Below are 12,812 nucleotides of genomic sequence, written 5' to 3'. Positions count from 1 at the left end.
CGCTGAGTTCATGAATCCCGCGGGCACCCCCGATGTGACTGACGTGAGGCCGTACGACGCACTGCTGGTGCTCTCCTTCGGGGGACCCGAGAAGCCCGAGGACGTGGTGCCGTTCCTGGAGAACGTCACCCGCGGGAGGGGGATCCCGCGCGAGCGTCTCGAGCAGGTGGGGGAGCACTACTTCCTCTTCGGCGGGCGTAGCCCGATCAACGACCAGAACCGGGCGCTGATCGCCGCGCTCGAGAAGGACTTCGCCGACCAGGGCATCGACCTGCCGGTCTACTTCGGCAACCGCAACTGGGACCCCTACCTCGCCGACACGCTCGCGACGATGAAGGAAGACGGCATCACCCGGGCCGCGGTCTTCGCCACGTCGGCGTACTCCTCGTGGTCCTCGTGCCGGCAGTACCGCGAGAACCTCTTCGACGCCGTCGAGCAGGTCCCGGGTGCGCCGCGCCTCGACAAGCTGCGGCAGTACTACAACCACCCGGGCTTCATCGAGCCTGCCGTCGACGCGGTCGTCGCCGCGCTGGCCGAGCTGCCCGATCGCGGCGACCGCGCGCGGCTCGTCTTCGTCACGCACTCCATCCCGACCGAGATGGGCGAGAGCAGCGGCTCGGAGGACCCCGCTGGGCAGCCACGTCCGGCGTACGTCCGCCAGCACCGCAGCGCCGCCGACGAGGTCGCGGCCCGGGTGAAGAAGGTCACCGGGCGCAGCCACCGGCACGACCTCGTCTACTGCTCGCGCTCCGGGGCCCCGTCGACGCCGTGGCTCGAGCCCGACGTCAACGACCACCTCGAGGAGCTGGCCACGGACGGCGTGTCCGACGTCGTGCTGGTACCGATCGGGTTCGTGTCCGACCACATGGAGGTCATCTACGACCTCGACACCGAGGCGATGGCGACCGCCAAGCGGGTCGGCATCCGGGCGGTGCGTGCCGACTCGGCCGGCACCGACCCGCGCTTCGTGGCGATGGTGCGGGAGCTGGTCGTCGAGCGCGCGGCTGCTGAGCGCGGCGAGCAGCCTGCGCGGGTGGCCGTGGGCTCCTTGCCGGCCGGACCGGACGTGTGTGGCGTCGGCTGCTGCCCCAACCCGCGGGGGTCGCGACCGGCCCTGTGCGGGCGCGACTCGTGAGCGACAGGGGCGCGGTGGCGCTGCGCGAGGTCGCCCTCACCGTCGGGCGCGAGGCCGCCACCCTGGCGCGCCGGATGCGGCACGACGGCGTCGAGGTGGCCGACACCAAGTCCAGCTCGACCGACGTCGTGACCCGCGCCGACCGGGCGACGGAGGACCTGCTGCGCGAGCGCCTGCTGGAGATCCGGCCGGACGACTCGATCCGGGGCGAGGAGGGCGACGACCACGAGGGCACGAGCGGCGTGCGGTGGATCCTCGACCCGATCGACGGCACCGTGAACTACCTCTACGGCCTGCCCGACTGCGCGGTCTCGGTCGCCGCCGAGGTCGACGGCACGGTGGTGGCGGGTGCCGTGGTCGGGATCCTGTCCGAGGTCGTGTACGCCGCCGCGCTGGGCCACGGTGCCACCCGCAGCGGCCGCCCCATCGGCGTACGTCCCACCCCGCCGCTGCAGGAGCGGCTCGTCCTCACGGGCTTCGGCTACCAGCGGGCCGTCCGCGAGCACCAGGCCGCCTGCGTCGCCCGGCTCCTGCCGGAGGTCCGCGACATCCGCCGGATGGGGTCGTGCGCGCTGGACCTGTGCCACGTCGCCGACGGCAGCGCGGACGCCTACGTCGAGGCGGGGCCGAAGCCGTGGGACTGGTCGGCGGGCGGGCTCGTGCTGCTCGAGTCGGGAGGCCGGTTCGACCTCCTCGACGGCAGTGCGCCCCTCGACTCGGGTGACCTGCGCAACGTCGTCGTGGGCACCACGGCCGACGGCTGGGACAGCTTCGTCGAGGCCCTCGGGACCGCCGGCTTCCTCGCCTGAGGCAACGCTGCGCAACCCGCTCGAACAGGTGACTGGTCCTGCCCGGGATTGCGGGAATAGGGAGACGTACTCCACTGTTCAGGCGACACGTTGCGGACCGGCTCACCACAGGGCTGTTCCATGGTGCACAATCTGGCGCCGACGACGAGCACAACTGGGTCCCACCCCCGCGCCGCGAACCGGCCGGCCAGGGACCACCGTATGGGGAGAGGAATCGATGGCCACCGACTACGACGCGCCGCGCAAGTCCGAGGAGGACCAGAGCGAGGAGAGCATCGAGGAGCTCAAGGCCCGACGTCACGACAAGAACTCCGGCAAGGTCGACGAGGACGAGACCGAGGCGGCCGAGTCATTCGAGCTGCCCGGCGCCGATCTCTCGCACGAGGAGCTGGCGGTCGAGGTCATGCCGCGGCAGGACGACGAGTTCACCTGCATGAGCTGCTTCCTGGTTCACCACCGCTCGCAGCTCGCGGACGAGAAGAAGCTCATCTGCCGCGACTGCATCTGATCCGCGGTCTCACACAGCGCCCGTCCCTCTCGTGGGGGGCGGGCGTTGCTCATGCGGTGCGGGCTCGCCTGCGGTCATCGTGCAGGTCCTGGAGGTGCTCGGCCTCGGCATGGAGCTGGTGGCGGGCCGGGTGGTCGTCCGGTGTGCCGAAGAGCATCCGTTGGATCTCCTTGAAGCGCGGACAGACCCGGTAGTGCACGGCCGGCCTTCCCAGCTCACGTGAGCGCCTCAGGTTCACGATGTAGCCGATCGTCGTCATCCGCCGGTCCTGGCGTGGCACCCACCACCCGGTCACCTCGAGGTCGACGTGAGCGGGATACCGGTTGCCGCCCCGGTTACGGGCTCCGTCGGCCCGCATCGCACCGACCTCCTCGCCGGTGTCCTCGTCCCTGAGCTCGACCCTGATCCCGGCCAGCGTGAGCAGCCGCTGGACGACGCTGACTCGCGGACTGGTCCTCCCGGTCTCCCAGCGTGCGACGACCGACTGGGAGACCTCGAGGATCGCGGCCAGCCCCCGCTGCGAGACGTCGAGGATGCGACGTACCCGACGCACGAGGCCCGGCACCCCACCATCGAACGGCCCCATCAGCATCCAGTCCCGTTCCTCCTCCGTCAGGTCCGTCGTCCTGAGCGGGTGAATCGTCCCCACCATCTGCCTGCCCCTTCGAGTGATGTCGTGTCCGTTTCATCACAGAGCGGCGGTAGGACAGTGCAGGTCGGTCATCCACAATCGAGCCGTCCGCACAGCATGTGCGGTACCTGTGGACGGTTCCTGGCCCGCCCTGGGCCGGTCTCGGCGGTGGGCCCGCTCGCGCCTCGGCACTGGCCAACGAGTCGCTGAGAGACTCACGGGCCACTGAGCGCGGCAGCTCCTCACGCACAGGTGTTGAGTCGCTCAGAGACTCACTGGCCAGTGCCGGCGGGGAGGTGACAGTGGTGGGGCGTACGACGACGCAGGCAGACGCCCGCCTCCGCAGCGGCGAGGGGCCTCGGGCGTCAGTGCAGGCGGCTCAGGACTGGGGTGCGGAGGCCTTCGACGCGTCCTGGCCGTCCTTCTTCAACTGCGGCGGCAGGTGACCGGTCGACTTGGCGTAGTAGTCGGCCGCGCGACGGGCGGCCAGCATCCGGGCCACTCCGATGAGGGTGCCGCTGACCGCGGCGAACATGACCGCCTCGCCCATGCCCACGTCGGGGTCGGCGGGGTTGGCGGGCGGATTCTTGCCCGTCGCTGCGCGCCACGAGGTGGTGAGCACCTTCTTGGCCACGGCGGCGGCACCGACGGCGGCGACGAGGGAGAACGCCGAGAAGAACTTGCTGTTCGAGGGTTCCTGGGAGGCCATGACGGCAACCCTACCCAGAGCGTCCCGCGGTCCGGCCCACCCTGACGGCCGTGACGACGGCCTCCGGTCGACGGCAGCTCACGAGCCAGTACGGCGCCGGGTCGGCCGGGTCCGTGATGTCGACCCGCACCCCGCGCTTGAGGTAGGGACGCAGCAGGAGATACGCCCGTGCGTCCGCGTCGACGCCCGCTTGCCGGCGTACGCCGTCGGCGTCCAGTGCGGTCACCTCGCCGACGTGCTCGAGGCCGATGTGGGCGCGACCGGCGCTGAAGGTGCCGTTCTCCACGGCGACCCGCGGGCGGCCGTAGCTCACGAAGAGCGCCACCATCGCCACCAGCGCGCCGGCGGCGATCGACCACGCCAGGGGCTCGGGGACGGCCACGATGAACGCGAGCCACAGCGAGGCCACCAGCATCGTGCCCTGCACCCACCAGCGCAGCGGAACGGTGAGGCGTTCGGCGTAGTCCACGGCCCAGATCCTATAGATGGCCGATAGATTCCTCCCTCGTGCCCGACAGCGACCTCGACAGCGACCTCGACAGCGACCTCGACAGCGACCTCGACATCGCCGTCGTCCGCCTCGACCCGGACCTGCCCCTGCCGACCTACGCCCACCCCGGCGACGCCGGCGCCGACCTCCACACGACGGTGGACATCACGCTGGGACCGGGGGAGCGGGCGATGGTGCCGACGGGGCTGTCGATCGCCCTGCCGGACGGCTACGTCGCGCTCGTGCACCCGCGGTCGGGCCTCGCGGCGCGCCACGGGATCTCGATCGTGAACAGCCCCGGCACGGTCGACGCGGGCTACCGCGGCGAGATCAAGGTCCTGCTGATCAACCACGACCCGACCGAGTCGGTCACGCTCGCGCGCGGCGACCGGATCGCCCAGCTGGTGATCCAGAAGTTCGAGCGCGCCCGGTTCGTCGAGGTGGGGGTGCTGCCGGACTCGGTGCGGGGCGCCGGGGGCTACGGTTCTACAGGTACCGGCGCGCGACCATGAGCCGGTTCGCTAGCAAGGAGATGTTGACGTGAAGTTCCGCCGCAAGGCACAGGCCACCGACACCGTCGAGGACGCGGGCACCGCGACCGCTGACACCCCGACCGAGGGGGCCGCCGAGACGCCCGACCCCCGCACCGGCCCCTTCGACGTGTCGCAGGTCGAGGGCGACGGCATCGACCGCGCCGACCTCGGGTCCGTGCTCGTGCCGGCGATCGCCGACCGAGAGCTGCGGCTCCAGGTCGACGAGCAGAGCGGACAGGTGCGTTCGGTGATGCTCGCCGGTTCGGACGGAGCGTGCGAGTTCCAGGCCTTCGCGGCCCCCCGCAACGGCGACCTCTGGTCCGACGTGCGGCCGCAGATCGCCGAGGACATGGCGCGTCGCGGCGGCCAGACCACCGAGCGCGAGGGTCGCTGGGGCACCGAGCTGGTGTGCCAGATGCCGGTGAAGCGCCCCGACGGCAGTGACGCCACCCAGCCGTCGCGGATCATCGGCATCAACGGTGACCGCTGGATGCTGCGCGCCTCGTTCCTCGGCCGTCCGGCGCTCGACCCCGACAACACCGCGGAGTGGGAGGACGCGCTCGCCCAGGTCGTCGTACGACGCGGTGAGCAGGCCATGCCCGTCGGTGAGCCCCTCCCGGTCCGGCTGCCGGACGACGCCCGCCGGGTGCGGTGACCCGTGGCGGAGAAGAGCCGGCTGCGGCAGGCGCTGTCCAAGTGGGCCGACAGCGGTGAGGCGCACCAGCGCGACCTGCGCCAGTCCTACGCGACCGAGGAGGCGGTGGCCATCGCCGACGCCCCCGAGCGCGAGCAGGTGGTCGTCAGCGGCGTCCTGCGCACCGTCACCCTGCGCCCGCGCGGCGGCGTCCCGGCCCTCGAGGCCGACCTCGACGACGGCTCCGGCGTGATCACCGTCGTGTGGCTCGGCCGCCGGCGGATCACCGGGGTCGACCCCGGCCGCTCGGTGACGGTGGCGGGCTGCATCGGGCGCCAGGGCGGCGTCCCACTGATGTTCAACCCTCGCTACGAGCTGCGCCCGTGACGGAGGGGACCCCCACGCCCCGGGAGGGCGGCACGGAGAAGGTCGAGACCGAGACCGTCGAGGCGGTCGTGCGCCAGCAGCTCTCCAAGGCGCTCGGAGGTCGGCGTGGCATGGCCGAGGCGGCCGTGCCGACCATCCTCTTCACCGTGACGTGGCTGACCCAGCGCGACCTCGACCTCGCGCTGATGGTCAGTGTGGGAGCGGCGCTGGTGCTGCTCGCCGTCCGTCTGGTGCAGCGCTCGACGGTCCAGTTCGTCGTCAACGCGCTCTTCGGGATCGCGATCGGGTGGTACTTCGTGCACCGCTCGGCAGCTGCAGGTGGCTCCGAGCAGGACCAGGCGCTCGCCTACTTCCTGCCCGGCATCCTCTACAACGGCGGGTACGCCGTCGTGCTGGCGTTCACCTGCCTCATCGGATGGCCGCTGGTGGGGTTCATGGTCGGCAGCATCACCGGCGACCCGACCGCCTGGCACCAGGACAAGCAGATCGTCAAGCTCTGCACCCGGCTCACCTGGCTGCTGGTCGCGCCGTGCCTGCTGCGCGTCGCGATCCAGGCTCCGATCTGGCTCGCCGGCAGCGCGGCGTCGATGGACCCCGACACGGCCGTGGCGATCCTGGGCGTGTCGAAGATCGTGCTGGGCTGGCCGCTCCAGCTCGCGGCACTCGGCTCGATGGTGTGGCTGCTCTCGCGCAACCGCACACCCGTCTCGCCCGACGCCGCTCCGGCCTGAGCCGGATCAGCCCGGGTGGCTGCCGGGGGAGAGCAGGCGCTCGAGCTCGGCCTCGACCTCGGCAGGCACGACGAACAGGAGCTCGTCGCCGGACTCGAGCGGCTGCTCGGCCTCGGGCGTGTAGACCTGGCCATCGCGCAGGATCGTGACGAGCGCGCAGTTGTCGGGGAACGGCACCAGCCCGGCCGGCGTACCGACGAAGGGGGAGTCCGCGGACAGGGTGAGCTCGACGAGGTTGGCGTTGCCCTGGCGGAAGGTGAAGAGCCGCACCAGGTCGCCGATCGAGACGGCCTCCTCGACCAGCGCCGACATGATGCGCGGGGTCGAGACGTTGACGTCGACGCCCCAGGCCTCGGTGAAGAGCCACTCGTTGTTGGGGTGGTTGACCCGGCCGACGGTGCGCGGCACGCCGAACTCGGTCTTCGCCAGCAGCGAGGTGACCAGGTTGGCCTTGTCGTCCCCGGTGGCGGCGATCACCACGTCGCACTTGCCCAGCTGGGCCTCGGACAGCGACGACAGCTCGCACGAGTCGGCCAGCAGCCACTCGGCGTTGGGGACGCGCTCGGGCCGGATCGAGGACGGGTTCTTGTCGATGAGCAGGACCTGGTGGCCGTTGTCGATCAGCTCGCGCGCGATCGAGCGACCCACGGCTCCGGCTCCGGCGATGGCGACGCGCATGTCAGCAGTGCTCCTGTGTTCCGGTGGGGCTCTCGATCACGGTCAGTCGTCCTCGGGCCCGGAGTCGAGCACCGAGTAGGCGTGCGCGGCGTGCTCCTCGCGCATCACGAGGTGCAGCATGTCGCCCTCCTGGAGGACCGTCTCGCGGGTCGGCAGCATGCCCTCGCCGAGGCGGTCGATCCACGCGATCCGGCTGCGGGACTGCATCTGGAACTCGACCGTGCGGTTGCCGATCCACTCCTCGGGCACCTGGACGTGGTCGACGCGGATGGTGCCTGACGGGTCGCGGAAGTCGGGCTCGGCACCGGCCGGGAGGATCCGGCGCAGCACCTGGTCGGCCGTCCACTTCACCGTCGCGACCGTCGTGATGCCGAGGCGCTGGTAGACCTCGGCCCGACCGGGGTCGTAGATGCGGGCGACGACCTGCTGGATCCCGAACGTCTCCCGCGCGACCCGCGCGGCGATGATGTTGGAGTTGTCTCCGCTCGAGACCGCCGCGAAGGCGTCGGCACGGCGGATGCCGGCCTTCTCGAGCACCTGCTGGTCGAAGCCGTAGCCGGTGATCTTGTCGCCGTTGAACTCCGGGCCGAGCCGTCGGAACGAGTCGGGCTCGCTGTCGATGATCGACACGGTGTGGTTGCGGTCCTCGAGGCTGCGGGCGAGCGTCGAACCGACGCGGCCACAACCCATGATCACGACGTGCACCCCCGAACCGTAGCCCAGCGTGGTTTCGGGCGCGCGCGGGTCTAGGCTTCCCGCCTGTGAGTGTCGGCGACGTGTCCAAGCGGATCCTGCTGGGCCGCAAGCTCCGCAGCAGCCAGCTCGGAGAGACGCTGCTGCCGAAGCGCATCGCCCTACCCGTGTTCGCCAGCGACGCGCTGTCGTCGGTGGCGTACGCCCCGGACGAGATCTTCATCATGCTGGCGATCGCGGGCACGTCCACCTACGTCTGGTCGTGGAAGATCGGCCTCGTGGTGGCACTGGTGATGCTCACCGTCGTCGCGAGCTACCGCCAGACCGTGCACGCCTACCCGTCGGGTGGCGGCGACTACGAGGTCGCGACCGTCAACCTCGGCCGCAACGCCGGGATCACGGTGGCCAGCGCGCTGATCGTCGACTACGTCCTGACGGTGGCGGTGTCGATCTCGTCCGCCGCCCAGTACGCCGCTGGCGCGATCCCGCCGCTCATCGACCACGAGGCGACGGTCGGCGTGGTCGCCGTGGCGATCCTCACCGCGATGAACCTGCGCGGCGTGAGGGAGTCGGGCGGATTCTTCGCCGTGCCGACCTACCTCTTCATGGTCGCGATCCTCGGCATGTGCGGCTACGGCCTGCTGCGCCTGCTGGTCGGTGACCTCCCCGACGCGGAGAGCGCCGGGCTGACGATCCAGCCCTCGCCGGGTTGGGAGGAGCCCCTGACGCAGGTCGGACTGATGTTCCTGCTCGCGCGGGCCTTCTCCTCGGGTTGTGCGGCACTGACCGGCGTCGAGGCGATCAGCAACGGCGTCCCCGCGTTCCGCAAACCCAAGAGCCGCAACGCGGCGACGACCCTCCTGCTGCTGGCCCTGATCGCCATCACGATGATGATGAGCGTCATCGTGCTCGCCAAGCAGATGACGATCCGCTACGTCGATCCCCACGAGCTGGACCGGCTGCGCAGCGCCGGGGGAGGCGCGGTCCCCGCGGACTACGACCAGCACCCGGTGATCGCCCAGATCGCGGCGGGCGTGTTCGACCACTTCTCGCCGGGCTTCTACTTCGTCATCACCGTCACCGGCATCATCCTGGTGCTCGCGGCGAACACCGCCTTCAACGGCTTCCCCGTGCTCGGCTCGATCCTCGCCCAGGACGGGTTGGCGCCCCGGTCCCTCGGGTCGCGCGGCGACCGGCTCGCCTACAGCAACGGCATCGTCTTCCTGGCGGCCCTGTCGATGCTGCTGATCTGGGTCTTCGACGCCGAGACGACCAAGCTGATCCAGCTCTACATCGTCGGCGTCTTCGTGTCCTTCAACCTCAGCCAGCTCGGCATGATCCGCCACTGGACCCGTCACCTCAGGACCGAGACCGACCCGGCGGCCCGCCGCCGGATGCTGCGCTCGCGAGCGATCAACACCTTCGGCCTGGGCATGACAGCCGTGGTGCTGGTGATCGTGCTGATCACCAAGTTCCTCGCAGGCGCCTGGATCACGATCCTCGCGATGGGCTTCTTCTTCCTGGTGATGCGGGCGATCGGTCGTCACTACGCCCGCGTCGAGCTCGAGCTGGCGGCCGACGAGCAGGACAAGGTGATGCCGACCCGCGTGCACGCGATCGTGCTGGCGTCCAAGCTGCACAAGCCCACCCTGCGCGCTCTCGCCTTCGCCCGCGCGACCCGCCCCAACGTGCTCGAGGCGATCTACGTCAGCATCGACCCCAAGGCCACCAACCGGCTCCTCGAGGACTGGGACGAACGACGACTCGACATCCCGCTCAAGGTGCTCCACTCGCCCTACCGCGAGGTCGTCCGGCCGATCGTCGAGTACACCCAGGAGATCCGCCGGGCCAGCCCGCGCGGCGTCGTCGCGGTCTACATCCCGGAGTACGTCGTCGGCCGCTGGTGGGAGCAGCTGCTGCACAACCAGACGGCGCTGCGCCTCAAGGGCCGCCTCCTCTTCACCCCCGGCGTCATGGTCATCTCCGTGCCCTACCAGCTGCGGTCCTCGCAGGTCGCCCAGGAGCGCGAGCGACGCGACGAGGAACGGGTGCACGCCGGTGACCTGCGCCGCGGACGCGTCACGTCGCGCAACAGCCGCCCCGGCCAGATCGACGACCTGTGAGGGCCGGATGAGTCGACGTACGACCCGGGTCCGCAAGCCCCGCGGACGCTCGCGGGTCGGGGAGCGCTTCGAGGCCGAGGTCGGTGCGATCGCCCACGGTGGCCACTGCGTCGTACGCCTCCCCGAGCCGGAGGCGCGGGTGGTGTTCGTGCGCCATGCGCTGCCCGGCGAGCGGGTCGTCGTCGAGATCACCGAGGGCACGGACGGAGACCGGTTCTGGCGCGGCGACGCCGTGTCGGTCGTGCAGGCCTCGCCCGACCGAGTCGACGCGCCCTGCCCGTACGCCGGTCCCGGTCTGTGCGGGGGCTGCGACTTCCAGCACGTCACGGTGCCCGCCCAGCGCGGCCTGAAGACTGCGGTCGTGCGCGAGCAGCTCGTGCGGCTCGGCCGCCTCGAGCCTGGCTCCGACCTCGTCTCCGGGCTGCAGGTGGAGGCCGTGCCGGTGCCCGGCCGCGACGACGACGGGCTGCGCTGGCGCACGCGGCAGCGCTACGCGATGACCCCCGACGGCCGCCCCGCCATGCGCCAGCACCGCTCCCACGACCTGGTGCCCGTCGACGACTGCCTGATCGCCGCCGACGGCGCGCGCCCGACGGACGCGTCGGTCGAGGAAGGCGACGAGCACCTGTCACGAGGAGGCCCCGTCACCCATGAGGTGACCGCGTCCGGGCAGGTGCATCCCTTCAGCGTCGCGGCCGACGGTTTCTGGCAGGTCCACCCCGAGGCTCCGCGGGTGCTCGTCGAGGCCGTCCTGGACCTGCTCGCGCCGGCGCCGGAGGAGCGGACCCTCGACCTCTACGCCGGGGTGGGCCTGTTCGCGCGGTTCGTCGGCGAGGTGACCGGCGCGCGCGTGGTGGCGGTCGAGGCCGACCGGGCGGCCTGCCAGCACGCCCGCGGCAACCTCGCTGCGTTGAGGAGCGCCACCGTCGAGTGCGGCCCCACCGACCGCGTCCTCCGCTCAGGGCTGGACGAGCCCTTCGACCTCGTCGTCCTCGACCCGCCTCGCGAGGGTGCCAAGCGCGCGGTCGTGGAGCAGGTCGTCGACCGGCGCCCCCGCGCGGTGGCGTACGTCGCCTGCGACCCCGCTGCGCTCGCCCGCGACGTAGCGATCTTCGCCGAGCACGGCTACGAGCTCACCGCGATCCGCGCCTTCGACCTCTTCCCGATGACCCACCACGTCGAGTGCGTGGCGCTCCTCGAGCGAATCCGGCCCGCAATGTCGTAAGTCAGAACTACGATCGCGCCCGTGGGTCTCATCTCGGCGGTTCTGCGCTTCGTCCTGAAGAAGGTGGGTGCCCTCCTTGCTGTGGTGCTGGCCATGTTCGTGGGACTCCTGCTCGTCCAAGCCGCTGTCCCAGCGGTCAAGGACGCGGTGACCGATCGCGAGCGCCTTCAGCAAGTGGGCAAGGATCGAGCCGCCCTCGAGGAAGATCTCGGCCGGCTGCGTGCGGACGTCGCGCAAGCGCAGCGCGGGGAGGTCGCTTCGCGATTGGGCAGCATCGATGACGAGGTCGAGGGGCTCGGCGACCGGGTGACGGACCAGCGGGCCGAGGTTGCAGAGAAGGTGGCGGAGAGCGAGGAGTGCGGTGCCATACGGGATGCGGTGGAGAACCTGCCCCTGGTGCCCAATACGTGCGACCTCAAGGAGCAGGCTGCCGCGTCGGCTCAGGAGACGCTCGCGACTCTCGAGTCGAGCCTCGACCAGGCCGAGGCCACGGCATCGGTTCTGCGCGACCCAGACCTGACGCCTCAACAGAAGCTCGAACAGGTCGGCGCGGACGGCACCTTTGCCTCCTCCGAGAGAGAGATTGAAGCCGCCGAGTCGGAGCTAGCCCAGAAGCAGGCGGAGGAGCGCAGCTTGGAGCAAGCCCAAGGGTCAGGCGTCGGCTGGGTCGTCGACCAGTGGGCGCGGTCCTGGCGCTGGCTGGCCGCCGTCGCGCTCCTCGTGCTGGTGCTGCCGCCTGTCGGGAGAATCGTCAGTTATTTCGTCCTGATGCCTCTGGTTCATCGCATACACCGGCGGATGCACCTGGCCGGTGCGATGGGCGAAGAGGGGGCAGTCCGTAGCGTGCCAGCCGAGCGGACACTGACAGTGGAGCTCGGCCCCGGCGAGGTGTTGGCCGCGCGGTCGGAGCACGTGCGGCCAGTGCAGGGCCGAATCCGCAGCCACTTGCTCTACGACTGGTCGTCTCCGTTCGTCAGCTTCGCTGCCGGGCTGTACGGCCTGAGCCGCGTCACGGGCGACGAGCGCGTCACCGCCGCGACTCTGTCCACACCGAACGATCCCGACTCATACCTGATGCGTATCGACTTCACCGATCACCCCGGTCTTGTGATGCGTCCGCGGCATGTGGTGGGCGTCGTCGGCTCGCCCCGCCTCGAGACGCGGTGGCGCTGGGGGATACAGGCATTCGCCACTTGGCAGGTGCGTTACATCCTGTTCACCGGCACCGGCAGCCTTGTCGTCCAAGGACATGGCGACGTGGTGGCGACGAACCCTTTCGGTGGCACCACCCGGATGGAGCAGCACCTCTTGATGGGCTTCGACTCCCGGCTGCACGTGGGCGTCAACCGGACCGAGGTGTTCTGGCCCTACTTGTGGGGCAGGACGCCACTGGTCGACGACGAGTTCACCGGCTCCCACCCGCTCTATTGGCAAAAAGCCAGCTCGGAGGGTCCCCGCAACCCGCTCGCGCGCGCCTTCGGTGCCTTCTTCTCAGCGTTCGGAAAGCTGCTCGGTTTCTGATTCTG

Annotated in this window: 15 protein-coding genes; 10 read left to right on the top strand and 5 right to left on the bottom strand. The window is 70.7% G+C overall.

Going from position 1 to position 12,812, the window contains the following annotated elements; genetic code table 11:
• The first annotated feature begins 10 nt into the window (after nucleotides 1-10).
• The 3 genes from EUA06_RS11010 to EUA06_RS11000 all read left to right on the top strand — a co-directional run bounded on the left by EUA06_RS11010 (nucleotide 11) and on the right by EUA06_RS11000 (nucleotide 2,452).
• Entirely contained in the window at nucleotides 11-1,135 is a 1,125-nt protein-coding gene (locus EUA06_RS11010) for a ferrochelatase (RefSeq protein ID WP_129475490.1), read from the top strand.
• The gene (locus EUA06_RS11005; RefSeq protein ID WP_242498091.1) at nucleotides 1,132-1,944 is read left to right on the top strand and encodes an inositol monophosphatase family protein; all 813 of its coding nucleotides are present in this window, start codon (nucleotides 1,132-1,134) and stop codon (nucleotides 1,942-1,944) included. The genes EUA06_RS11010 and EUA06_RS11005 overlap by 4 nt, the downstream gene beginning before the upstream one ends.
• Before the next feature lie 217 nt (nucleotides 1,945-2,161).
• Nucleotides 2,162-2,452, top strand: coding sequence for a DUF4193 domain-containing protein (locus EUA06_RS11000; RefSeq protein ID WP_056600397.1), 291 nt, complete (start codon nucleotides 2,162-2,164; stop codon nucleotides 2,450-2,452).
• Between the two features lie 49 nt (nucleotides 2,453-2,501).
• Here EUA06_RS11000 and EUA06_RS10995 read toward each other — a convergent pair whose 3' ends face one another.
• The 3 genes from EUA06_RS10995 to EUA06_RS10985 all read right to left on the bottom strand — a co-directional run bounded on the left by EUA06_RS10995 (nucleotide 2,502) and on the right by EUA06_RS10985 (nucleotide 4,261).
• Nucleotides 2,502-3,104 (bottom strand): helix-turn-helix domain-containing protein, encoded by a 603-nt coding sequence (locus EUA06_RS10995; protein ID WP_129475488.1) that lies wholly within the window; start codon nucleotides 3,102-3,104, stop codon nucleotides 2,502-2,504.
• Nucleotides 3,105-3,462: 358 nt separating this feature from the next.
• On the bottom strand, nucleotides 3,463-3,792 hold the full coding sequence (locus EUA06_RS10990) for a DUF4235 domain-containing protein (protein ID WP_129475486.1): 330 nt from the start codon (nucleotides 3,790-3,792) through the stop codon (nucleotides 3,463-3,465).
• A gap of 10 nt (nucleotides 3,793-3,802) precedes the next feature.
• A complete protein-coding gene (locus EUA06_RS10985) occupies nucleotides 3,803-4,261 on the bottom strand; it encodes a DUF3093 domain-containing protein (RefSeq protein WP_242498090.1) in 459 nt (152 codons plus the stop codon).
• A 95-nt stretch (nucleotides 4,262-4,356) separates the two neighbouring features.
• Between EUA06_RS10985 and dut the strand changes: the two genes are divergently transcribed.
• Genes dut through EUA06_RS10965 form a run of 4 tightly spaced genes read left to right on the top strand, consistent with a single transcriptional unit; the run spans nucleotide 4,357 to nucleotide 6,567 of the window.
• Nucleotides 4,357-4,794, top strand: a complete 438-nt coding sequence (gene dut / locus EUA06_RS10980) for a dUTP diphosphatase (protein ID WP_422879750.1) — start codon at nucleotides 4,357-4,359, stop codon at nucleotides 4,792-4,794.
• Between the two features lie 28 nt (nucleotides 4,795-4,822).
• On the top strand, nucleotides 4,823-5,470 hold the full coding sequence (locus EUA06_RS10975; RefSeq protein WP_129475481.1) for a DUF3710 domain-containing protein: 648 nt from the start codon (nucleotides 4,823-4,825) through the stop codon (nucleotides 5,468-5,470).
• Between the two features lie 3 nt (nucleotides 5,471-5,473).
• Nucleotides 5,474-5,836, top strand: coding sequence for an OB-fold nucleic acid binding domain-containing protein (locus tag EUA06_RS10970; RefSeq protein WP_129475479.1), 363 nt, complete (start codon nucleotides 5,474-5,476; stop codon nucleotides 5,834-5,836).
• Nucleotides 5,833-6,567: a DUF3159 domain-containing protein gene (locus tag EUA06_RS10965; protein WP_242498089.1), complete on the top strand. Its 735-nt coding sequence runs from the start codon at nucleotides 5,833-5,835 to the stop codon at nucleotides 6,565-6,567. Before EUA06_RS10970 ends, EUA06_RS10965 begins: the two co-directional genes overlap by 4 nt.
• Nucleotides 6,568-6,573: 6 nt before the next feature.
• Here the strand turns inward: EUA06_RS10965 and EUA06_RS10960 are convergent, their stop codons facing one another.
• Both EUA06_RS10960 and EUA06_RS10955 read right to left on the bottom strand, forming a co-directional pair.
• Entirely contained in the window at nucleotides 6,574-7,245 is a 672-nt protein-coding gene (locus EUA06_RS10960) for a potassium channel family protein (RefSeq protein ID WP_129475477.1), read from the bottom strand.
• 42 nt (nucleotides 7,246-7,287) lie between these two features.
• Nucleotides 7,288-7,950: a potassium channel family protein gene (locus EUA06_RS10955; RefSeq protein WP_129475475.1), complete on the bottom strand. Its 663-nt coding sequence runs from the start codon at nucleotides 7,948-7,950 to the stop codon at nucleotides 7,288-7,290.
• Nucleotides 7,951-8,006: 56 nt separating this feature from the next.
• Here EUA06_RS10955 and EUA06_RS10950 point away from each other — a divergent pair, with 56 nt between their 5' ends.
• Genes EUA06_RS10950 through EUA06_RS10940 form a run of 3 tightly spaced genes read left to right on the top strand, consistent with a single transcriptional unit; the run spans nucleotide 8,007 to nucleotide 12,807 of the window.
• Nucleotides 8,007-10,061 (top strand): APC family permease, encoded by a 2,055-nt coding sequence (locus tag EUA06_RS10950; protein WP_129475473.1) that lies wholly within the window; start codon nucleotides 8,007-8,009, stop codon nucleotides 10,059-10,061.
• 7 nt (nucleotides 10,062-10,068) lie between these two features.
• Complete coding sequence (locus EUA06_RS10945) at nucleotides 10,069-11,286, top strand: class I SAM-dependent RNA methyltransferase (protein ID WP_129475471.1); 1,218 nt, start codon at nucleotides 10,069-10,071, stop codon at nucleotides 11,284-11,286.
• 21 nt (nucleotides 11,287-11,307) lie between these two features.
• Nucleotides 11,308-12,807: a hypothetical protein gene (locus EUA06_RS10940; protein ID WP_129475469.1), complete on the top strand. Its 1,500-nt coding sequence runs from the start codon at nucleotides 11,308-11,310 to the stop codon at nucleotides 12,805-12,807.
• Nucleotides 12,808-12,812: the final 5 nt, after the last annotated feature.

It is taken from the genome of Nocardioides glacieisoli (assembly GCF_004137245.1).
Lineage (GTDB): Bacteria > Actinomycetota > Actinomycetes > Propionibacteriales > Nocardioidaceae > Nocardioides > Nocardioides glacieisoli.
The sequence above is the reverse complement of the archived record's forward strand: the minus strand, read 5'-3'. Positions and strand labels throughout refer to the sequence as shown.